Annotated in this window: 19 protein-coding genes and 1 pseudogene; 11 read left to right on the plus strand and 9 right to left on the minus strand. The window is 71.2% G+C overall.

What is annotated here, in order from left to right; all coding sequences use genetic code 11:
• Positions 1-32: 32 nt before the first annotated feature.
• The 5 genes and pseudogenes from ACZ6W9_RS24795 (at position 33) to ACZ6W9_RS24815 (ending at position 3,520) form a co-directional block, all read left to right on the plus strand.
• On the plus strand, positions 33-1,268 hold the full coding sequence (locus ACZ6W9_RS24795) for a methyltransferase domain-containing protein (protein ID WP_470119850.1): 1,236 nt from the start codon (positions 33-35) through the stop codon (positions 1,266-1,268).
• A 99-nt stretch (positions 1,269-1,367) separates the two neighbouring features.
• Positions 1,368-1,573 (plus strand): annotated as a pseudogene (locus ACZ6W9_RS24800) (IS5/IS1182 family transposase); the annotation flags it as partial.
• 373 nt (positions 1,574-1,946) lie between these two features.
• On the plus strand, positions 1,947-2,186 hold the full coding sequence (locus ACZ6W9_RS24805) for a DUF3592 domain-containing protein (RefSeq protein WP_389957477.1): 240 nt from the start codon (positions 1,947-1,949) through the stop codon (positions 2,184-2,186).
• Positions 2,187-2,284: 98 nt separating this feature from the next.
• Entirely contained in the window at positions 2,285-3,229 is a 945-nt protein-coding gene (locus tag ACZ6W9_RS24810) for a hypothetical protein (RefSeq protein ID WP_389957474.1), read from the plus strand.
• A 93-nt stretch (positions 3,230-3,322) separates the two neighbouring features.
• Positions 3,323-3,520, plus strand: a complete 198-nt coding sequence (locus tag ACZ6W9_RS24815) for a hypothetical protein (RefSeq protein WP_389957471.1) — start codon at positions 3,323-3,325, stop codon at positions 3,518-3,520.
• Positions 3,521-3,668: 148 nt separating this feature from the next.
• On the opposite strand, the gene ACZ6W9_RS24820 is transcribed toward ACZ6W9_RS24815, so the two are convergent.
• A complete protein-coding gene (locus ACZ6W9_RS24820) occupies positions 3,669-4,472 on the minus strand; it encodes an inositol monophosphatase family protein (protein WP_470119853.1) in 804 nt (267 codons plus the stop codon).
• 254 nt (positions 4,473-4,726) lie between these two features.
• Between ACZ6W9_RS24820 and ACZ6W9_RS24825 the strand changes: the two genes are divergently transcribed.
• Positions 4,727-5,485 (plus strand): hypothetical protein, encoded by a 759-nt coding sequence (locus ACZ6W9_RS24825; RefSeq protein ID WP_389957465.1) that lies wholly within the window; start codon positions 4,727-4,729, stop codon positions 5,483-5,485.
• A gap of 166 nt (positions 5,486-5,651) precedes the next feature.
• Here ACZ6W9_RS24825 and ACZ6W9_RS24830 read toward each other — a convergent pair whose 3' ends face one another.
• From ACZ6W9_RS24830 to ACZ6W9_RS24840, 3 genes are all read right to left on the minus strand, one after another.
• Positions 5,652-6,548 (minus strand): family 16 glycosylhydrolase, encoded by an 897-nt coding sequence (locus tag ACZ6W9_RS24830; protein ID WP_470119855.1) that lies wholly within the window; start codon positions 6,546-6,548, stop codon positions 5,652-5,654.
• Between the two features lie 362 nt (positions 6,549-6,910).
• The gene (locus ACZ6W9_RS24835) at positions 6,911-7,807 is read right to left on the minus strand and encodes a glycoside hydrolase family 16 protein (protein WP_470119857.1); all 897 of its coding nucleotides are present in this window, start codon (positions 7,805-7,807) and stop codon (positions 6,911-6,913) included.
• A gap of 317 nt (positions 7,808-8,124) precedes the next feature.
• A complete protein-coding gene (locus tag ACZ6W9_RS24840; RefSeq protein WP_470119859.1) occupies positions 8,125-8,739 on the minus strand; it encodes an SbtR family transcriptional regulator in 615 nt (204 codons plus the stop codon).
• Positions 8,740-8,861: 122 nt separating this feature from the next.
• Between ACZ6W9_RS24840 and ACZ6W9_RS24845 the strand changes: the two genes are divergently transcribed.
• Positions 8,862-9,461: an ester cyclase gene (locus tag ACZ6W9_RS24845; RefSeq protein WP_470119861.1), complete on the plus strand. Its 600-nt coding sequence runs from the start codon at positions 8,862-8,864 to the stop codon at positions 9,459-9,461.
• Here the strand turns inward: ACZ6W9_RS24845 and ACZ6W9_RS24850 are convergent.
• Positions 9,365-10,342 carry a zinc-binding dehydrogenase gene (locus ACZ6W9_RS24850; protein ID WP_470119863.1) on the minus strand — a complete coding sequence of 326 codons (978 nt, stop codon included), beginning with the start codon at positions 10,340-10,342 and terminating at the stop codon, positions 9,365-9,367. The two genes, ACZ6W9_RS24845 and ACZ6W9_RS24850, sit on opposite strands and share 97 nt — an antisense overlap.
• Before the next feature lie 156 nt (positions 10,343-10,498).
• Here ACZ6W9_RS24850 and ACZ6W9_RS24855 point away from each other — a divergent pair, with 156 nt between their 5' ends.
• On the plus strand, positions 10,499-11,464 hold the full coding sequence (locus ACZ6W9_RS24855; RefSeq protein ID WP_389957448.1) for a hypothetical protein: 966 nt from the start codon (positions 10,499-10,501) through the stop codon (positions 11,462-11,464).
• Between the two features lie 174 nt (positions 11,465-11,638).
• Positions 11,639-11,914 carry a hypothetical protein gene (locus ACZ6W9_RS24860; protein ID WP_470119865.1) on the plus strand — a complete coding sequence of 92 codons (276 nt, stop codon included), beginning with the start codon at positions 11,639-11,641 and terminating at the stop codon, positions 11,912-11,914.
• 84 nt (positions 11,915-11,998) lie between these two features.
• On the opposite strand, the gene ACZ6W9_RS24865 is transcribed toward ACZ6W9_RS24860, so the two are convergent.
• The 4 genes from ACZ6W9_RS24865 to ACZ6W9_RS24880 form a co-directional block, all read right to left on the minus strand.
• Positions 11,999-12,376, minus strand: a complete 378-nt coding sequence (locus ACZ6W9_RS24865) for a GntR family transcriptional regulator (protein WP_470119867.1) — start codon at positions 12,374-12,376, stop codon at positions 11,999-12,001.
• Positions 12,373-13,182 carry a hypothetical protein gene (locus tag ACZ6W9_RS24870; protein ID WP_470119869.1) on the minus strand — a complete coding sequence of 270 codons (810 nt, stop codon included), beginning with the start codon at positions 13,180-13,182 and terminating at the stop codon, positions 12,373-12,375. Before ACZ6W9_RS24870 ends, ACZ6W9_RS24865 begins: the two co-directional genes overlap by 4 nt.
• A 241-nt stretch (positions 13,183-13,423) precedes the next feature.
• Positions 13,424-14,206 carry an SAM-dependent methyltransferase gene (locus ACZ6W9_RS24875; protein ID WP_470119871.1) on the minus strand — a complete coding sequence of 261 codons (783 nt, stop codon included), beginning with the start codon at positions 14,204-14,206 and terminating at the stop codon, positions 13,424-13,426.
• Between the two features lie 150 nt (positions 14,207-14,356).
• A complete protein-coding gene (locus tag ACZ6W9_RS24880) occupies positions 14,357-14,968 on the minus strand; it encodes a hypothetical protein (protein ID WP_389957436.1) in 612 nt (203 codons plus the stop codon).
• 863 nt (positions 14,969-15,831) lie between these two features.
• Between ACZ6W9_RS24880 and ACZ6W9_RS24885 the strand changes: the two genes are divergently transcribed.
• Both ACZ6W9_RS24885 and ACZ6W9_RS24890 read left to right on the plus strand, forming a co-directional pair.
• The gene (locus ACZ6W9_RS24885) at positions 15,832-16,086 is read left to right on the plus strand and encodes a MerR family transcriptional regulator (RefSeq protein ID WP_362931691.1); all 255 of its coding nucleotides are present in this window, start codon (positions 15,832-15,834) and stop codon (positions 16,084-16,086) included.
• A gap of 183 nt (positions 16,087-16,269) precedes the next feature.
• On the plus strand, positions 16,270-19,612 hold a 3,343-nt coding region (locus tag ACZ6W9_RS24890; RefSeq protein WP_470119874.1), incomplete at its 3' end, for an nSTAND1 domain-containing NTPase.

Here is a 19,612-nt window from a genome sequence, read left to right on the forward strand (position 1 = left end):
GCTCCTAGGCGCCCTGATTTATGAGGGAAAATGTGATCGACCACAGGACATCCGACCTAGCCGTACGGCTTCGCCGTACGCTGGCCGACCATCTCGCCCGCGACGGCTGCCTCACCGACCCCGCGTGGCGGGCGGCCGTCGAGGCCGTGCCGCGGGAGGTGTTCCTCGGGTCGGCGATCGCTGGCCCCACCGGGCACGGTGACCGGTGGGAGGTGGTCCGGCGGGACGACGTGGCGGCCGATGAGTGGCTGGAGCTGGTCTACCGCGACGAGACCTGGGTGACCCAGCTCGACGAGACCATGGTTGAGGGCACCCCGGGAACCGAGGGCGCGCCGAAGGCCGAAGCCGTGCCAGGGGCCGGAAAAGCACCAGAGACCGAAGCTGTACCGGAGGCCGGAGGCGTTCGGAGGGTCGTCTCCGGCGGGCCCACGTCTTCATCCACCATGCCCGGCCTGGTCATACGGATGCTGGAAGCCGCCCAGATCTCCGACGGTGACATGGTGCTGGAGATCGGCACCGGCACCGGTTACTCCGCCGCGCTGATGTGCCACCGGCTCGGCCCGGCCGCCGTGACCTCCGTCGAGTACGACCCGGTGGTGGCCGGCCGGGCACGGGAGGCGCTCGCCGCCGCCGGGTACGCGCCGACGCTCGTGACCGGGGACGGCCTCGCCGGATACGACGAGAACGCCGAGTACGACCGGCTGATCGCCACCTGCTCGATCCGCTACGTCCCCCTGCCGTGGCTGTGGCAGGTCCGCGACGGCGGCACGATCACCGCGCCGCTGTCCGGGTGGCTGGGCGGCGGCGCGTTCGCGCACCTCACGCTCGCCGACGACGGTACGGCCAGCGGGCGGTTCCTCCCGGACGACCTCCACTTCATGACCGCCCGGCCCCACGGCCGCCCTCCGCTGGCCTCCCCGCACCTCGGGATGGGTGAGGTCCGGGACGGCCGGGTGGACCCCCGGGTCCTGGACGACCGGACCGGGGTGTTCGTGGCGCAGCTCGCCGTACCGTCCGCCGTACGGCTGGGCGGTGGAGACGAGGTCGTGCTGTGGGACGTGGGCACCGGCTCGCTCGCCGAGGTCACCGCCGGGACCGTACGGCAGCGCGGGCCGCTGCGGCTGTGGGACGCGGTGGAGGACGCCGTGCTGACCTGGCGGGCCGCCGGATCCCCGGACCAGACGGCCTTCGGGCTCACCGTCACCCCGGCCCGCCAGTACGTCTGGCTGGGCGAACCGGACGGCCCGAACTGGGACCTCCCCGCCTGATCGGTACGGCGGAGCCGTCGCGGTCACCGGCCTCCGCAGCCGGCCTGGGCCCAGCGGTTCGGGACGGTCCGGTCCGAGGGCCGGTGCTTGATCGGGGTGGAGCACCACCGGCACCGGCCGCGCCTGTCGCGCCACCAGAAGTTCGTCAACCGTTCCCACGCCCGTATCCGGGTTGTCGGGGAACGCGTCGCCGTGATTTTGAAGACCTGGAAGGTGCCGGCTGGTCGCGCTGCCGCCCGCGCCGCGCCACCGCGGTCCAGGCCATCGTCGTCCCGCAGTTCATCGAAAAGGGCCGCTACTCAGGATGGGAAGCGCTCCGTGGGCTGGTACTTCGCCGTCCGGCGCGACGAGGGCGTCCTCATCCGGCTCATCGGCGCTCGTTCACCCTCGTGAAGACGTATTGTGATGAGAAACGTATATGCCGTCGCCATGGAGATTGACATGGCCATCAGTGCCGGACCGCCTCCCAGGGCTGACCTATTTCAGCGAAAAATTCCTTTTGGTCCGGATCGATTAGCCCGGAAAAGTATTGAGACTCCTTCCGCGCTCTGATCACTTTCATGGACAAACCCTCCGATACCTCAGTCGACCAGCTGAAGAAGTCATTTCACATCTGCACACCACGTGCCCGAAGGAGAAGTCTGACCTGGTGCGGAGTCGCGACCCCGATAGCTCTACGTGCAGTCCGATCTTCCGCTTCGCCGCGCTCGAAGGCCACGAGGTCGAGGTCACCTCGAAGTTCGACGAAGCCAACCCCCTCGACCAGGAGATCGCGTCATGATTCTCTACGACCCTCAAAAGCCGCGACATGCTCGCATCGACACCGGCGGTCAGCGCGGTTCCACCATGGGGTGGATCCTGACGGGCCTCGGCCTTCTCGCGACCCTCGGCGTGCTCACAGCCGTCGATATCGTCTGACCCCGGTGGGGCCGCGCTCCGACCTCCTGCGAACTCTGACCCCGCAGCGCGACCATCGGAGCGTCCACGGCACCGAGTCGATAACACAAGGGAGCCGGATGTCCGCAGTACGATCGAAACACGGCCGCAGCCTCGAACCGGATAATGGCAACGGCTTCAGGCGTGTCATCGTCACCGTGCTCTTTCCATGGATGGCCGCCAGGTTCCTGTTCAAACCCCGGGTCGGCCCATCGCGCGAAGACAGGATGCTGGATCGGCTCGCGTTCTGGCGATCGACGATCGGTCTCGGCGTGGTCCTGGTGGCGACCTCCCGCTACCAGAACGTCTGGGTCAACACCTTCCGAAAGATGGGGGACACCGGGTGGCTTGCCTTCCTTTTGCTGCCGCTGCCGATCCTCGCGATATTCATCGTGACCCGCTCCGGCCGCCGCGCCAGCCTTCTGCCTGGCGTGCTGCTTCTGATGAGACGTGCGTTGCTCACACTGGCCGTCATCTACCTGCCGATCGGGTTGCTCATCGTCGCGGCCGATGAGCGTAACACCGACCCCCTCGCTGACAGTGACATCCAGCTTCGATATGACATCGACCTCAACGTCCAGGGGGAAGCAGGATTCTGGCTGCTCGTCGCGATAGCCTTGGCGATCGTCCTCGTTCTCTGGTTCTGCTGCTTCTGGTACTGCACGCTCTACTGGGCGGCGCGCACCGGATTCTGGATGGGCCATATGCATCCGCTGCTCGCACCGATCGGCGCAGTGAGTCTCATGCTGCTGATCAGCGGCCAGGAGATCATCACTCACAACACCAATGGCGTGCCCGACGGGCTGTGGCTTACGCTGAACCTTTGCGGCGCGGCCACGGTGCTGGTGCTGGCTGCGTTCGAGTACCGGCACCTCCGGTCGGTCGGCTACCGGTTCCGCAACGGGCCGGAACCCATAACCATGGATTCGGGCGGCCGGACGGCCGGCGTGGAGGGCGCGATCGGGGCCGCGGGATCAGAGACCGCACCGCCCATTGCCGGCACACCTATCCAGCCGGACGAATAGATCCTCTAGCCTGGGCTACGGTCCCGGCATCTCGAAGTTCTGACCGAGTTTGATTCCTCGCGCGCGAATGGCCGCGCCCCCGCGAACTCGGCGGTGAAGACCACCATGATGTCGTCGGTGCCCAGGTGGTACGTCTCGTCCGACGGCCAGTCCGCCGGGCGTCCGGCGGTGATCCACACCGTCCCCTCCTGTGAGCGCAACCGGATGGCCTTCGGGCTCACCGTCACCCCGGCCCGCCAGTACGTCTGGCTGGGCGACCCGGACGGCCCGAGCTGGGACCTGCCCGCCTGACCGGTGCCACGGTGTGCCGTCATCGGGCCGCGACGCCGGACGGGGAGAACGTCCCACCGAGGCAGGACACGAGGCAGGACGGCGGAGCGTACCGCCATGGCAGGACGGGGAGAGCCCAGCCGTGGCGGGGGCCGGGCAGGCGCGTGGCCTACCGGTCGGGTGGGGACTGGTCGGCGATGAGGTTCAGCAGCGTCGCGTGGGTCTCCGCGTCGGCCGCCACGACGAGGCCGCCCGCGCCGGTGTGCAACGGCTGGCCGTGGATGCCGGTCACCACGCATCCGGCGGCCCGGCACACCGCGATGCCGGCGGCGAAGTGCACGTTGTCCCGCAGTCGGCCGTCGGTGACGTACGCGGCGCGCCGTCCGGCGGCGACCCAGGCGAGCGCCAGGGTGGTGGAGACGACACGTGGGCGGAACCGTTCGGCGAATCCCGGTTCGGCGAGGAGCCGGACGGCCCGGAAGCGCGGTTCGTTCGGGAACGGCGGGTCGAGGTTGACGTCCACCAGCCGTGAGTCGGGCGACGGCGTGAGTTCCTGGTCCGTGCCGTCGCGCCGGACGTGGGCGCGCTCGCCGTCGGTCCAGAACACCTCGCCGGAGAACGGGTCGGCGCAGGCCGCCGCCGTGATGCCCGAGTTCGTGCGCAGGGCGACGTTCACCGCGACCAGCATGTTCCGCGCGGCGTAGTTCAGCGTGCCGCACAGGGGGTCGACCAGCCACATGCGTTCCGCGTCGTCCGAGCCGGTGCGCCCGCTCTCCTCGCCCGTCACGGCGTCATCCGGCCGGGCCGTACGGAGGACGTCGAGGATGGCCTTCTCCGCTTCGATGTCCGCTGCCGTGGCGAAGTCACCCGCGGATTTCTCGAAGCGTGCCAGCGGCGCGCCGTACCGGGCGTGCACGACGGCGGCTCCCGCCTGGGCGGCGGTCAGGGCCAGCTCCCCGTCTGTGATCAGCATGCGCGCAGGATAAAGCAGGATGGAGCGGACCCGCGCGGCCTGCCGGGGTCAGCCGGCGCCCCGGCTCGCCGAGCGTAGGCCCTGGAGATCGAGCGCGAGGCCGCCGAGTACAGAAGACGCCGACAGTGACAGGCTCGACATAAGCTCCGATCCGGTGTCAGTGCATTGAAAGTATGCGCTTAGCTCATGTTCAAGGCCGCTGAAAGCGGCGATTCCTAACGTTCTGCGCGGGAACTTCAACCGCAAGGAGTGACATGAGGTCAATCGCAGCAATCGCCGCCACAATGGTGCTCGTCTCCTCCCCGGCCGCGGCCGAATCCGAGGAGAGCGACCGGGAGATCCCCCTGGCGCACATCGAATACACGAGCGGTCTCACCGTGGACTTCTCCGACAGCCAGCCCTCCAACGAAGTGGGGATGTCCCAGCTCGGGATCATCGGCCGCGCGCCGCTCATCGCCTGGGACCGGAGCAACAGCTACCTGCAGACCTACCTGGAGATCACCCCGCCCGACGTGCCGGTGCCCCAGCGTCTCGTCGACGACCACGGCCCCGACCTACCCGCCGAGTTACAGCGGCGGCGGGTCACCAGCGAGCCGGTCACCGTACGGGGCCTGACCGCTCCGGCCGCCGCCGTGCTCTCCGCCTCGTGCACCGCCGAATACTGGAGCTGGCACCTCTGGCACGACAACGCCAAGGCCGGTATGGCTCCCAAGTCGTACACCACCCAAGACTTCGGCGGCTTCAAGGAGCGTCGCGCGGAGAGCTTCGTCTTCAACTGCCTGCCTGAGGGCTCGCCGAGCCACCTGTGGGCCCGGCACCGGCTGTACTACTGGAACGGCACCGGCTGGTGGAAGCAGAAGGAGGAGAAGGTCGGCCCCGGGCTTCAGGCGGAAGAGGTCAAGGGCATTGCCAAGTACCACCGCAAGGTCACCTATGACGACAACTGGGGGTCCAACCCCAACTGCCTCAGCGGGGCTTGCAAGTACACCCGTGAGGGACGTTTCACCAGCTGACGGGTGGTCGGTCGCCTGCCGGCCGCTCACCGCGGGCGGGCGTCCGGGGTGACGTGTCACCGGGCGCGCGTGCGATCGACCCGGGGTGACGCGTCACCGGGCGCGTGTGTGACCGACCCGGGGTGACGCGTCACCGGGCGCGTGTGTGACCGACCCGGGTGGCGCGTCATCGGGCGCGCGTGCGACCGACCCACACGTTGCGGGCGCGGAGGTAGGTGTTTCCGGTGGGGCCCGGCTGCTTGTCCCAGCCGGGGTCGTCGGATTCGATTCCGGAAGCCCAGGCGCCCATCTGCAGGTTGATGATGAGCCACTGGGGGACGCCGGCCCAGCCGACTCCCCGGTGGGTCGCCTTCCTGGCCCCGTCGAAGTAGTAGTCGAGCATGACGTCCTTTCCCCGCTTGGACATCCGGACGCGGTACCGGTGCCAGGCATCGGGGTCGCGGACGCTGACCCGCTTACGCTCGACGAGCGCATCGTCGCCGCTGCTCCTGTTCCAGGTGTTGAAGAGGTTGGTGGAATTCCCTACGTATTCCAGGATGTCGCTCTCCGGCGGCCAGTCCGGCCAGATCCCGATGGTCCAGAACGCCGGCCAGATGCCCTTCCCGGTCTGCGTGCAGAACTCGCCTTCGATGTCGTATTCGGGGAACCGGTCGTCGACGAGGATCTGCTCCTTGGCGTGGACGGCGCCCGAGCGGTACCACAGCGGAGCGTACGGCGCGTGCGGACTGTCTCCGTCGGGCTGAGCCAGCCGGGTCGCCGTCAGGGTCAGCACACCCTTGGCGAGGGAGACCTTGTCGGCGTGCATCCTGGCGGCGCCGTTGTGGGTGTCGGCGTCGCTGTCCCAGGGGTAGAGGTGGTTCCAGCTCCGGTCGAAGGCCGAGGAGCTGCTGAAGGAGGACCTCTTGATGACGTTCTCCCACGAGGCGCCGGTCCGGCGGGGGCGGCCGGCGGCTGAGGACGTGGCGTGCGCCCCGGCGGGGACGAGCGAAAGCCCCAGTGACAGGCCGCCGACCCCCGCCGCCGAGGCCAGGAGCCGACGCCGGCTGACTTCTCGTTCGGACATGTTCTTTCCTTTCTCCGGCCCCTGAAGTCTCCGGACGCCGAAGTCTCCGGCCCCTGAAGTCTCTGGACTCCGAACTCTCCGGCCCCCTGAAGTCTTCGGACTCCGAAGACTCCGGACTCTGAAGCCGTCGGTCACCGGCGTCCGGAGGGAGGCCGGCCGCCGAGCCGGACCCGGACCTGATCGCAGAAAAGCACATGAACGTCACAGATCGCGTACGGCCCGCCGTGAGTTTCCTCCCCGTGGGACGGGCACCTCGTCTTGCGATCCGCGGCTCTGCTCCCCGAACCCCGAACCGGCCTCCCGAAGCCGTTCCCCCCGGGGCTCGAACCGGCCCCCGATAGCCGGAGAAGCCCGGTGACGCGTCACCGGGCGCGCATGCGGCGGACCCACACGTTGCGAGCACGGAAGTAGGTGTCGCCGGAGGGGCCCGGTTGCAGGCTCCAGTCAGGACCGAGGGGCTCTAGTCCCGAAGCCCAGGAGCCCATCTGCAGGTTGATGATGAGCCACTGCGGGGCACCGGCCCAGCCGATCCCCCGGTGGGTCGCCTTCCGGACGCCGTCGAAGTAGTAGTCGAGCACGACGTCGTCTCCCTGCTTGGACATCCGGACGCGGTACCTGTGCCAGGCATCGGGGTCGTGGCCGCTGACCCGCTCACGCTCGACGAGTTCCTCGCCGCTGTGGCCCTTGCTCCAGGTGTTGAAGAGGTTGGTGGAGTCCCCCACGTATTCGAGGATGTCGCTCTCCGGCGGGAAGACCGGCCAGATCCCGGTGGTCCAGAACGCCGGCCAGATGCCTTTCCCGGTCTGCGTGCGGAACTCGCCCTCGATGTCGTACTCGGGGAACCTGTCGTCGACGACGATCGGCTCCTTGGCGTGGACGGCCCCCGAGAGATACCACAGCGGAGCGTACGGCGCGTTCTGGCTGAATCCGTCAGGCGCGGCCAGCCGGGTCGCCGTCAGGGTCAGCACACCCTGAGTGAGGGAGACCTGGCCGGCGTGCATCCTGGCGGCGCCGTTGTGGGTGTCGATCCTGTCGTTCCAGGGGTAGAGATGCTTCCAGCTCCGCTCGAAGGCCGAGGGGCCGCTGAAGGAGGACCTCTCGATGACGTTCTCCCACGAGCCGCCGGCCCGGCGAGAGCGGCCGCCGGCTGAGGACGCGGCGTGCGCCCCGGCGGGGACGAGCGAAAGCCCTAATGACAGACCGCCGACCCCCGCCGCCGAAGCCAGGAGCCGACGCCGGCTGACTTCTCGTTCGGACATGTTCGTTCCTTTCTCCGCCCCCTGAGTGCCTTTCTCCGGTCCCCGAAGCCGTCGGTCACCGACGTCCGAAAGGAAGCCGGTTGCCGAGCCGAAACCCGGGCCCCACCGCAGAAAAGCACAGAAATGCCACAGACCGCGTACGGCCCGCCGTACATCTGGGCGCCGGCTTTCCTGGGCACGCGGACCGGCGTGTCACGCGGGCGGACTCGCAAGGGGTCCGATGGGGGCTCGCGGGGAGAACGCCGGGTACGGCGGTGTCGCCGGGCGAACGGGTCGTGAGCCGCTCACCGCGTCTGAGGTCGTGGGTCGTGGGCCCTTCACCGGGCCTGGGGTCGTAGCCCGTCGAGGATGAGACGGGCGAGGTGCGCGGAGCGTTCGCGACTGGTCTCCGCGCCGGCGTGGCGGATCGCGGCGAAGGCCCCGGCGACCAGCGCCATCACCTCGTCGGCGGCGAGGTCGGGCCGTACGGCGCCGGCCGCGTGCGCGCGGTCCAGCAGGTCCGCGACGTGGCGGGTGAGGTCGGCCGCGAGGTCGGGGGCGGCGGTGCGCAGGTCGAACTCGGCGGCCACGAGGGCGCTCTTCACCGCCACGTTCTCGGCGCCGCTGGTCATCATCGCGGACAGCAGTGTGAACAGGGCCGCGGGGTCGCCGGATGCGGCGAGTGCCTCCGCCTCCGCCACCAACCGCCGGATCTGGTCGGTCGCGACGGCGAGATACAGCGCTTCCTTCGTCGGGAAGTGCCGGTGGACGGTGCCGGGGCCGACACCCGCGCGGCGGGCGATCTCGTCGAGCGGGACGCCGAGACCCTCGGTCGCGAAGAGGCGCTGCGCGGTCCGCAGGACCCGCTCGCGGTTGCGGCGCGCGTCGGCCCGCAGCTCCCGGTCGCCGCCGGGGGCCGACGCCGAAACCGGCTTGGGTGGCTGGCTGGACATGTCGGGATCAGTATAACCGGGGCGTCGCACCGTATAGTGTGTCTGTAAGCGGGGCGGCGCACCGGTTGGAGTGCGCGCCGTTTCCCGTGCCCCGATCCGCCGACCGCGAGGAGAGCACGCCGATGACCACACGCGAGGACGCCGCCGACCTGATCCGGCGGATGCAGGAGTGTTTCAACAGCCGGCGGTTCGACCAGGCCGCCGACCTGCACACCCCCGGTTTCTTCAGCCACCCGCTCGGCATCGCCGGGTTCGAGGCGGGCAAGGAGGCATGGCGGGCGGTCACCACCCGGTTCCCCGGCATGCGCGTCATCGCCGAGGACATCCTGGTCGACGGCGACCGGGCCGCCGTCCGCTCGGTCGTCGAGGGGATCGAGGTCCCGGACGGCGACGCGCGGCCCACGCTGTTCGAGATCTTCCGCTTCGAGGACGGCCGGTTCGCGGAGATGTGGGGGGCCGGCACGGGGTTTCCCGCTTCCGCCGGCCCCGAGGACCTGGTCGGTCAGACCCGGGAACGCGCACCGCTCACCGCGCACCGTACACCGCGGAGTGCGGGCCGGCCTCCGCCGTCGTTCCCGCCACTCCGGTCCCGTCGTCGTCACGCGGCCCCCGGCCCGGCGGCCGGTCAGGCCCCGGTGGCGCCGGGCAGCAGCAGTGACTTGCCCACCGTGATGCGGGCGGCCAGTGCGCGGTGGGCGTCGGCGGCCCGCTCCAGCGGGTAGGTCGCGCCGATCGCGGGCCGCAGTCGTCCCTCCGCGGTCAGCTCCAGTGCCAGGGCCAGCCGTTCGCGCGCGGCCTCCCGGGTCGGCCGGCCGTCGGCCAGCGGGGTGAACACCCGCAGTTCACGGCGTGCGGCCAGCTCCCGGTCCGGGGCGGCGAAGCCCTCGGCGGTGCCGTAGGTGACGAACCGCCCGCCGTCGGCCAGCGCGTTCAGGGCGGCCGTGCCGAGCGGGCCGCCCGCGCCGTCGTAGACCAGCGCGGCGCCGCCGCCGGTCGCCTCGCGGACCCGCTCGATCCAGTCCGGCCGCGTGTAGTCGACGGTGACCTCCGCGCCCAGTTCGCGGGCCAGCGCCAGCTTGGCGTCGCTGGACGCGGCGGCGACCACCCGCGCGCCGGCGTCGACGGCCAGCTGCACCAGCAGCGAGCCCGCTCCGCCGGCCGCCGCGGTCACCAGCACCCACTCGCCCTTCTGCGCCGTACCCAGCCGTTCCATCATGATCGCGGTCGTGCCGTCGTGCACCAGCGCCGCCGCCGTCTCGAAGGTCATTCCGTCGGGGATCGGCATGATCTCGCCGACGTCGGCGACGACCCGCTCGGCATAGCCGGTGCCGGTACGGGCGACCACCCGCCGGCCGGTCCACGCCGGGTCCACGCCCTCGCCGACCGCCACGACCTCCCCCGATCCGCCGCCGCCCGGGATGTACGGCAGCTCGCGCGGGAAGAAGTCCCGGCCCCAGCCGCTGCGCAGCAGGGTGTCGAGGAAGATGACGTCCGCCGCGGCCATGCCGACGACGACCTGACCCGGGCCGGGCTCCGGGTCGGGCAGTTCCACCGGGGACAGCACCTCAGGACCGCCGAACGCGGCCACCTGGATCGCACGCATGAGCAAGCACCCTTCATGGGGAGAACGTGCGGCCCACTCTTCAACCTGAACCATGGTTTAGGTCAAATGGGTGGCCGACGGACCGTGTCCCCGTCGCGCGGTGTCCGGCTCCGGCGTGCCGAGGGCCCGGCCGCAGGTGCCCGTAGTCTTGCGTTCATGATCGAACGGGTGAAGGTCGCGGTGGTCGGTGTCGGCAACAACGTGTCCGCGCTGGTGCAGGGGATAGCGCTGTACCGGGCCTCGGGGAGTGCGGCGGGGATTCGCCGGCCGATGCTGGAGGGGCTGGGCGTGGGCGATGTCGACTTCGTGGCGGCCTTCGCCACCTCGCCGGAGAAGATCGGACGGGACCTGTCCGAGGTGATCTTCCTGCCGCCCAACAACTACCCGCGGATCACCGGCGAGCTGCCGCTCTCCGGCGTCGCGGTGTGCCGGGGCATTACCGACACCGCCGACGGCGCCGAGGTGGATCGGGTGGCCGGGGAACTCGCCGGAGCGGAGGTCGTGCTCTATGCCGCTCCCAGTGGCCGGCCGGAGACGGCGCGCGCCTACGCGGAGGCGGCGCTGCGGGCGGGAGCGGCGTTCGTCAACACCACCTCCGATCCGGTGGCCCGTGATCCGCGGCTGCTGGACCGCTATGCCGCGGCCGGGGTGCCGCTGCTGGGCGACGACCTGACCAGCCAGTTCGGCACCTCGGTCGTGCATCACGCGCTGCTGCGGCTGCTGGAGGAGCGCGGGCTCACCCTCACCAGCTCATACCAGGTCAACCTGGGAGGCACCGAGGACTTCCGCAACCTGGCCGAGAACGGCGACACCAAGATGCGGTCCAAGCTCAACGCCCTCGCCTCGGAGGGCGAGGCGTCCGCCCGGGTGCAGGTCGCTCCGCTGGGATATCTGCCGCACCTGAGGTCGCACAAGGTGGCGCACATCAACATCGAGGCGCAGGCCTGGGGTGAGACCACGGTTTCCCTGGACGTGAAGCTGAAGGTGCACGACCCCAGTGGCGCCGCCGGAGTCAACATCGATCTGATCCGCATGGCGGCCGGCGCGTTGCGGCGGCGTCGTGGCGGTTACCTCGACGAGGCCGCGTCGCTGCTCAAGTCCCCTCCGGGGACCGCTGTCTAGTTCCTCTGGATAATTCTGATTCCTGATTATTGAATGTTGCCCAGGTGGTGACTGTCACGTCCGCGTTCCACGGGCGACCGCCGCCATCCGACCTGCGAAGAGAAGCGCCCGTGTAATGACATGGGCGTCAAACCGGTGCGAAGTCATCGGCTTGGCGAGCGTAGGAGGCAGACCGTGGAAGTGCTGGTGATCCTGATAATCATCGGAGTCGTCCTCTACGCGTTGGACGGCTCCGGCTCCGGCTCCGGCTCCAGTTCCAGTTCCAGTTCCGGCAGAGGCTCCGGCAGTCGCGCCGCGGACAGGTACGCGAGGAAGGTGCAGCGGAAGCGGGATCGGGAGATCGAGGAAAAGCTAAAGAAAATGCGCCGGTCCGGCTATTCCGACAGCGGCGCGGGTGCCGGATTCGGTGGAGGCGGGTACGGCGGTGGCGACGGCGACGGCGGCGACTGACCACTCCTCACCGGTGACGAGGCGGCGGACACCCGGGCCCCGGCGTCGAGGGGCCCGGGGGCTGCAGGAGCGGTCGGGGCGCGGTCATGGCGAGGCCGGTGCCGTCGTGCCGGACGCCAGAGCCGCCTGCACGATGCGGATCGCCTCGCCCGCGTCGAGGCCGACGCTGGCGATCACGGCCGCGTAGTCGGCGGCGGCCCGGCGGGCCCGCTCCCGGCCTTCCTCGCCGGAGGCCGACACGAACGAGCCCGCCCGCCCGCGCGTCTCGATCAGCCCCGCCTCCTCCAGCTCCCGGTAGGCCCGGCCGACCGTGTTGACGGCCAGGCCCAGGTCGGCCGCGAGGTGACGGATGGTCGGCAGCCGGGCGCCCACGGCCAGCGTGCGGTCCTGGATCTGCCGGGCGAGCTGGGCCCGCAGCTGCTCGAACGGCGGCACCGGCGAGGCCGCGTCGATGACGATCATCGGACGCCCATGGCCCGCCGGGCCGTCGTCGCGCTCGACGGCGTCCTGGCGTGGAGCACGACGCCCGTGACCAGGCTCAGGATCAGGTAGGCGATCGCGGCGGCTCTCCACCAGCCGGGCGCGGTGCCGAACAGCAGCACCACGGGCAGCGACCACTGCACGGCCGGCAGGTTGAGGTCGCGGGCGTCCTCGACGCGCATGATGACGTCGGCGGTCAGCGACTCCTCGTCCTCGGCCACGACCGGGTGCCCGAGCAGGTGACGCAGCTGCACGGCGATGATGGCCGTCACGCCGAGCAGGCCGATCAGCAGGACGACGGCCGGTTGCCGTACGGCGGGGTCGGGAACTGCCAGGGCGCTCCCGGCCAGCACCACCGCGCCGGCGGACGTGGCGACCGCGAAGACGGCGTACGGCCGGCCGAGCACGGCGCGCCAGCCGGGCTGGACCAGATGGGTGGCCCTGCGGGACAGCGTCGCGCCCGCCCGCTGGTCGACGCGCCGCACCCACCGGTCGAGCAGCGACTGCGCCAGCAGCAGTCCGGCCACCGACGCGGTCAGGGCGAGCAGCGGCAGCGGGCGATACGGCTGGAAGCCGCTGAGGGCCGTGACGAGCGCGCTCACGAGGATCAGCGCGGCCAGGATGACGTGGGTGGCGAGGCGGGCGCGTTTGCGGACCGCCAGCCGGCCGGCCAGCAGCGGGGTCGGCTGGGCGTCGCCCAGGTCGTGCCCGGCCAGCCATTCGGCGGCCGACCGCAGATCGGCCGCACGCGCCGGCGGGCCGGCGTCCGGCGATGACTCGCGGGTCATGGCGTCTCCTTTTGTCGCAAGGTTTGTATTAACAGTGTGCGTCATAACTTGCGACAAAATCAATGCCCCGCGAGCTCCCGCCGATCGGGCCCGGAGCATGGACGGGGGAGCGGCGCGGAGGGTCCGCCCGGCGCCGCGCTCCTCGAACGTGCCGGAGGGAGCGGGCCACCTGGTCCCCGAGGAGACGGGAGGCGACTTCTGAACCGGCCGTCCCCGGCGGCCCGCCCCGCTCATCGGAGGTTCAGCGGGCAGGGAGCCGGCCGACGCCGGCGAGGATCTCGTGGGCCGTTTCGGGATAGAGCTCGATGTCGGGGGCGGGCCGCCAGTCGGCGGGGAAGACGACGCCGGGGGGAAGGATGTCGAAGCCGTCGAACAGGTGGTGGATCTCGGTCCGGGTGCGGGGATGCACGGGGTTGGCGGTCTGGGCGTAGACGGCTTTGCCGAGATCGAGTTCCTGCTCCGACATGGTGTCGGAGCAGGCGTGGGTGGCGGCCAGGCAGCTTCCCGGGGCGAGGGCGTCGCGGAGGGTCGCGATGACGGCGTGGACGTCGCCGGGGATGAAGTGCAGGACGCCGACCGCGAGCACGCCGAGGGGCCGGGTGAAGTCGAGGGTCGCCCGTACGTCCGCGTTGCCGAGGATGGCCTCGGGGTCGCGGAGGTCGCCGGCGATGGTGACGACGCCGCCGCCGTCGACGACGGCCTGGCTGTGGGCCACGACGGCGGGGTCGTTGTCGACGTGGACGACGCGGGCGTCGGGGTGGGTTTCGCGGGCGATGTCGTGGACGTCGGGGTGGACGGGCAGTCCCGATCCGAGGTCGAGGAACTGGGTGATGCCGGCGGCGGCGAGGTCGCGGACGGCGCGCAGCAGGAACCCGCGGTTGGCGCGGCCGCTGTCGCGGACGCTGGGGAAGGCGCTGACGAGCGTCTCGGCGGCTTCGCGGTCGGCGCGGTGGGTGTCCTTGCTGCCGATCAGGCAGGCGTAGATGCGGGCGGAGCTGGGCTGTGAGCCGTCGGTGGGGATCATGCGGGGGCGGCCTTTCACGGGGGAGGGGGGGACCTTTCACGGGGGGGGGGAGATGGTGGATGCGGCGGAAGCCGCGGTGCCCGTTCTTCAGACGGCTGATCTCCGAGGCGATCACGCGGATGCGCCGGAGTCCGGGCGGATCGAAGGTGCTCAGAGTGGCGGGTGGTCGGTGATGCCGGGGCGGTGGTGCGGTCGCAGGCTCTGCAGCGCCTCGTTGATTCCGGCGCCGGAGCCGGCGGCGACCTCGGTGCCGGCGGGCCCGCGGACGCTGGCGTGGTAGACCGGCTCGACCGGCCCGGCGGTCGCCGCTCCGTCGTCATCGAGGCGACCGGTCCGCCCGGGGCCGAACCGCAGGACGATCTGCGCGCCGTCGCGCAGCAGCGCCTCGGCGTCCAGGAGGTCGGGGGGGACCGGGCGCGGGGCGAGGGAGTCGGCGGGGCACAGGGCGGCGATCGGCGTGCGGTGGCGGGTCAGCAGGATCGCCGAGCCACTGGGGCGGCCGGCCTGGCGGACGAGGTCGCCGAGCTTGGCGCGGGCCGAGGTCGCGGGCCAGGTGGGCAGGCCCATCATCGGGCCGGTGACCTCGCTCATGGGGACGAGGGCGGCCCATTCCCAGTGTTCGCGGGTGATCAGCGTGGTGCGGCCCTCCCGGGCGGCGCGCACCAGTGCCCCCCAGTGGGTGCGGGCCTCTTCGACGCCGAGCGGGGCGCCGTACCGGTCGACCAGGGCGGTGTAGGCGGAAGGCGTGGAGACGTCCATCATGCGAAAATCGTAAGCCGCCTTACGAATATATTGCAAGGCGGCTTACGAAAAATGAGGGTGGCCGGGGGTGGTCCTCATCGGCTTCGGCCCTGATGGCGGCCGTGTCGCCGAGGCCGCCCCTGATCGCGCGGATCCGGATGGAGGGTCTGCTCTCTCCGTGGCCGAAAATCTGTAGTGGCGACGGTAGACATTCGCGATGAGGGAGGGTAGGGTTTCTGACATCGCAAGGGACGGATCCACGAGGGCAGAGCAGTACGCAAGCACCACGACGAACTGCCCGGACGCACGTGGACAGCAGAAGACGAGGTAGATGGACGGCAGAAGGTCGGACGTGCCGGGGCCGACGAAGTGGAAGGGTCCTGGCCGTGGACGCGCTGCCGAAGCAGTGGCGGATGAAGTCGAAGTAGAAGTAGAGATACCGAAGGGAGCGTTGAACGCCATCAGGATCGCCCGTCGTCGGCTGAAGTTCGCCGCACGGGTGCCGCACCTCCACGGATTGGACGGTGGTTCACGGTCACGCATACGCGATCCCCGCACCCTCGCCCTCTCGGGCGGCCGGTGCGGAAGCAGTGAACCGGTCACAGGGCCGGTAGATGGTGTTGAACCTCAATTGGGCCCCGGCGCATCATGGCGCCGGGGCCCCTGTCCGCGTTAGGGAAGGTTTTATGGATCAATCAGTCATATCCCCGGGCTCTGGCGCCCGGGACATCGCTGGGAAAGCGAAGACGAAGGCGGCCCGCACACCCCCCGACGCGGCCGGTGACAAGGCGGCCCGGACGTCACCCGATGCGGCCGGCGGCAAGGACACGGCCGACGACGGGCCCGGCCGGAAACTCGATGACGAGAACTACCCCGCCTACAGCATGGGCCGGGCAGCGGAGATCCTCGGCGTCACCCCGGCCTTCCTGCGCAGCCTCGGCGCCGCCAAGCTGATCGAGCCGCAGCGATCCGAAGGCGGCCACCGCCGCTACTCGCGCTACCAGCTGCGACTGGCCGCCCGCGCCCGGGAACTGGTCGACCAGGGCACCGCCCTGGAGGCCGCCTGCCGCATCATCATCCTGGAAGACCAGCTCACCGAAGCCCTGCGCATCAACGACGAACTGCGCCGCCGCGGCTGATCGGTCACCAGCCTCACCACACCTGGATCCGCGATCCGTCCCGCCTTCCGTCGCCGGGTGCCGGCCACCCGATGCGGGACGGCGTCCACTCCCACGTCGCCGGCGACGACCCGGTTCGGGGGCGTCTGGCCGGGGATCGGGATTGTGCGGACTTTCCGGCCCCGGGTGGGTGATAGTGGCGGGGTGAGCGCTGAGGAGCAGGAGGGGCAGGAGGCTCGGTCGGAGCTGATGCGGGCCGGGGTACGGGCCCGGGTGGCACGGCTGGCCCGCACCTCTGTCTCCGGAGCGCGCCGCTGGTCGACTCCGGCGCTGCTGGCGATACTGTCGGCCGGGGCGTTCGGGGCGTTCCTGGAACCGGGCGAGGCCACGGCGGGGGCCGCGATGCTCGGAGCCGCCACCGCGGTCGGCGGCAACCTGCTGACCGACATCGTCAAGACAGGCATCGCCCGCCTCGGCCGAAACAGCGGTGACGACGCCGTCGGCGGCGAGTCCTCGCGGGAGGCGCTGGAGGCCGAGCTGGAGCAGCGCATCCAGCGGATCCTGGAGAGCGGCGGGCCCGAGGCCGAGGAGTTGCGCGCGGAGATCGCGCGCCTGCTGGAGGAGGTCGGCGCGGTCGGCGCCGCGATCGAGGCGACGATCGAGGTAGGAGACCGCGACCTGCAGGCGCATCTGACCCGTGGCCTGGCCGGTCTGGGCCGGGAGTTCGTCGAGTTCGCCTTCACGCTGGCCGCCGTAGAAGATCAGCTGCGGGTGCTGCGGGACGGCCAGGACGTCCAAGGGGCGCAGCTCGGCCTGGTGGTGGATCTGCAGTATCGGCAGGCGACCGACATCCGGCTACTGCTGCAGCTGGTGTCGGAGCTTCCCCGGCCGCACCCCGGCGGGACGCCCGGCGCCGGCCGGGCACGCTGGAGTGGCGGGAGCCCGTACCGGGGGCTGGTGCCCTTCGGCGAGGCCGACGCCGAGATCTTCCACGGCCGGGAGGTGACCACCGCGCAGCTGGTCACCACCGTCTCCCGGCGGCTGACCACCCCGGGCCTGGTGGTGGTGACCGGGGCCTCGGGGGCGGGCAAGTCCTCACTGCTGCGCGCGGGCCTGCTGCCGGCGATCGGCCGCGGTGAGCTGACGGCGGCGGCCCGGGACTGGCCGGTGCAGATCCTGGAGCCGACCGGCTCCCCTCTGGTCCGTCTGGCGACCTCCCTGGCCGCGCTGGCGGGTGTTCCGGCCCCTGACGTGGTGCGCGGCCTGCGAGAGGATCCCGGGCAGACGCCGCTGCTGGTGCGCCAGGCCGTCGAGGCCGACGCCCGCCGCCGTACCCTCCCGGCCGTGGCCGAGGGCAGGCTCGTACTGGTCGTCGACCAGTTCGAGGAGGTCTTCACCCTCGTCCCCGACACCGCCGAGCCGGCCGTGGCGGAGCGGGAGGCGTTCGTCACCGCGTTGCACGCGGCCGCGACCGTCCCGTGCGGGCCGCACGGCGCCGCGGCGGCGCTGGTGGTGCTCGCGGTGCGCGGTGACTTCGTCGACCGCTGCGCCGCCCACCCCCACCTGGCCACCGCCCTGCAGGACGGGGCGTTCGTCGTCGGCCCGATGACGCGGACGGACCTGCGGCGGGTGATCACCGGCCCCGCCGACACAGCCGGCCTGGAAATCGAGCCGGGCCTGGTCGACGTCGTCCTCGGCGAGCTGCGCGCGCCGGGCGGCGGCTATGAGGCGGGGGCGTTGCCGCTGCTGTCGCAGACCATGCTGACCGTCTGGGAACACCGCGACGGCGAGCGGCTGACCAGCCGGGGATACGCCCGCACCGGCGGGGTGACCAAGGCGGTGGCCTCCAGCGCCGATTCCGCCTACACCGATCTGGCCCCGGATCGCCAGGAGACGGCGCGGCGGGTGTTCGAGCAGCTGACGGCCGTCACCGGCGATGACACTCTGGCCCGCCGTACCGTCGAGCGTGCCGCTCTGCACGCCGGCCGTTCCGAGGCCGAGCGTGCCGCCGTCGATGAGGTTCTGGAGGTCTTCGCCCGGAGGCGGCTCGTCGTCGTCGACGCCGGCCGGGTCCAGATCGCCCATGACGTGCTGCTGGGCTCCTGGCCGCGGCTGCGCGGCTGGCTGGCCGACGAGCGCGCCGACCGCGCCCTGCACACCGAGATCCTGGAGGACGCCGCCGAATGGGATCGGCGCGACCGGGACGCGTCGTTCCTGTACGGCGGAGTTCGCCTGCAGGCCGCCGAAGAAGCCGCCGCGCGTTGGCGGACCGACCCGGACCGCTACGACGGGTTCGGACTGCCCGGCCCCGCCGCGGCCTTCCTGCACGCCGGCGCCCGCGTCGCCACCCGGACCCGGCGCCGCCAGCAGCTCCGGTTCACGGTGCTGGCGGGGCTGCTGGTGGTCGCGGTCATCACCGCGGTGGTGGCGGTACGTTCCAGCTGGGAGGCCGACCGGCAACGCGCCTTGGCGTTGACCCGCAGCGCCCAGGCCGCCTCCCAGAATGCGGCGACCTACAGCCAAGCCCTGCCCGACGACCCGGTGGTATCGGCGCGGCTCGCCATCGCGGCGCAAGCCATCACCGACACCGACGAGGCACGGGTGAGCCTGGCCGCGCTTCTCAGCAGACCCGCACGCGCTGTCTTGACCGGCCACACCGGCTTGGTGAGTTCGGTGGTGTTCAGCCCGGATGGTGAACGCCTGGTCTCCGCCGGAGACGACGGGACGGTTCGGGTCTGGGACGCGGCCACCGGCAGGCAGCTCGGTGCCCTCCTCACCGGCGACACCGGCGCGGTGAACTCGGTGGCGTTCAGCCCGGACGGCGAACGCCTGGTCTCCGCCGGCGCCGATGGCACGGTTCGGGTCTGGGACGCGGCCACCCACAGGCAGCTCGGTGCCCCTCTCACCGGCCACACCGGCTGGGTGCGCTCGGTGGCGTTCAGGCCGGACGGTGAACGCCTGGCTTCCGCCGGAGACGACGGGACGGTGCGGATCTGGAACGTGGCCACCGGCAAGAAGGTCGGTGCCCCTCTCGTCGGCCACACCGGCTGGGTGCGCTCGGTGGCGTTCAGCCCGGATGGCGAACGCCTGGTCTCCGCCGGAGCCGACAAGACGGTGCGGATCTGGAACGCGGCCACCGGCAGGCAGATCGGCGCCTCCCTCACCGGCCACACCAGCGCGGTGAACTCGGTGGCGTTCAGCCCGGATGGCGAACGCCTGGTCTCCGCCGGAGCCGACAGGACGGTGCGGATCTGGAACGCGGCCACCCACAGGCGGATCGGCGCCCCCCTCACCGGCCACACCGGCCCGGTGTACTCGGTGTACTCGGTGGCGTTCAGTCCGGATGGTGAAAGTCTGGTCTCCGCCGGAGACGACGGGGCGGTGCGGGTCTGGGACGCGGCCACCTACAGGCAGATCGGTGCCCCTTTCACCGGCCACACCGGCTGGGTGCGCTCGGTGGCGTTCAGTCCGGATGGTGAAAGTCTGGTCTCCGCCGGAGACGACGGGGCGGTGCGGGTCTGGGACGCGGCCACCTACAGGCAGATCG

The organism is Streptosporangium sp. NPDC053982 (assembly GCF_055585205.1).

Coding starts and splice junctions, on each gene's coding strand:
- ACZ6W9_RS24855 (WP_389957448.1), top strand. CDS start 10,499: ATGATCGAACGGGTGAAGGTCGCGGTGGTCGGTGTCGGCAACAACGTG.
- ACZ6W9_RS24880 (WP_389957436.1), bottom strand. CDS start 14,968: ATGATGGACGTCTCCACGCCTTCCGCCTACACCGCCCTGGTCGACCGG.
- ACZ6W9_RS24835 (WP_470119857.1), bottom strand. CDS start 7,807: ATGTCCGAACGAGAAGTCAGCCGGCGTCGGCTCCTGGCTTCGGCGGCG.
- ACZ6W9_RS24865 (WP_470119867.1), bottom strand. CDS start 12,376: ATGATCGTCATCGACGCGGCCTCGCCGGTGCCGCCGTTCGAGCAGCTG.
- ACZ6W9_RS24870 (WP_470119869.1), bottom strand. CDS start 13,182: ATGACCCGCGAGTCATCGCCGGACGCCGGCCCGCCGGCGCGTGCGGCC.
- ACZ6W9_RS24875 (WP_470119871.1), bottom strand. CDS start 14,206: ATGATCCCCACCGACGGCTCACAGCCCAGCTCCGCCCGCATCTACGCC.
- ACZ6W9_RS24840 (WP_470119859.1), bottom strand. CDS start 8,739: ATGTCCAGCCAGCCACCCAAGCCGGTTTCGGCGTCGGCCCCCGGCGGC.
- ACZ6W9_RS24830 (WP_470119855.1), bottom strand. CDS start 6,548: ATGTCCGAACGAGAAGTCAGCCGGCGTCGGCTCCTGGCCTCGGCGGCG.
- ACZ6W9_RS24825 (WP_389957465.1), top strand. CDS start 4,727: ATGAGGTCAATCGCAGCAATCGCCGCCACAATGGTGCTCGTCTCCTCC.
- ACZ6W9_RS24885 (WP_362931691.1), top strand. CDS start 15,832: ATGGGCCGGGCAGCGGAGATCCTCGGCGTCACCCCGGCCTTCCTGCGC.
- ACZ6W9_RS24845 (WP_470119861.1), top strand. CDS start 8,862: ATGACCACACGCGAGGACGCCGCCGACCTGATCCGGCGGATGCAGGAG.
- ACZ6W9_RS24810 (WP_389957474.1), top strand. CDS start 2,285: ATGTCCGCAGTACGATCGAAACACGGCCGCAGCCTCGAACCGGATAAT.
- ACZ6W9_RS24850 (WP_470119863.1), bottom strand. CDS start 10,342: ATGCGTGCGATCCAGGTGGCCGCGTTCGGCGGTCCTGAGGTGCTGTCC.
- ACZ6W9_RS24820 (WP_470119853.1), bottom strand. CDS start 4,472: ATGCTGATCACAGACGGGGAGCTGGCCCTGACCGCCGCCCAGGCGGGA.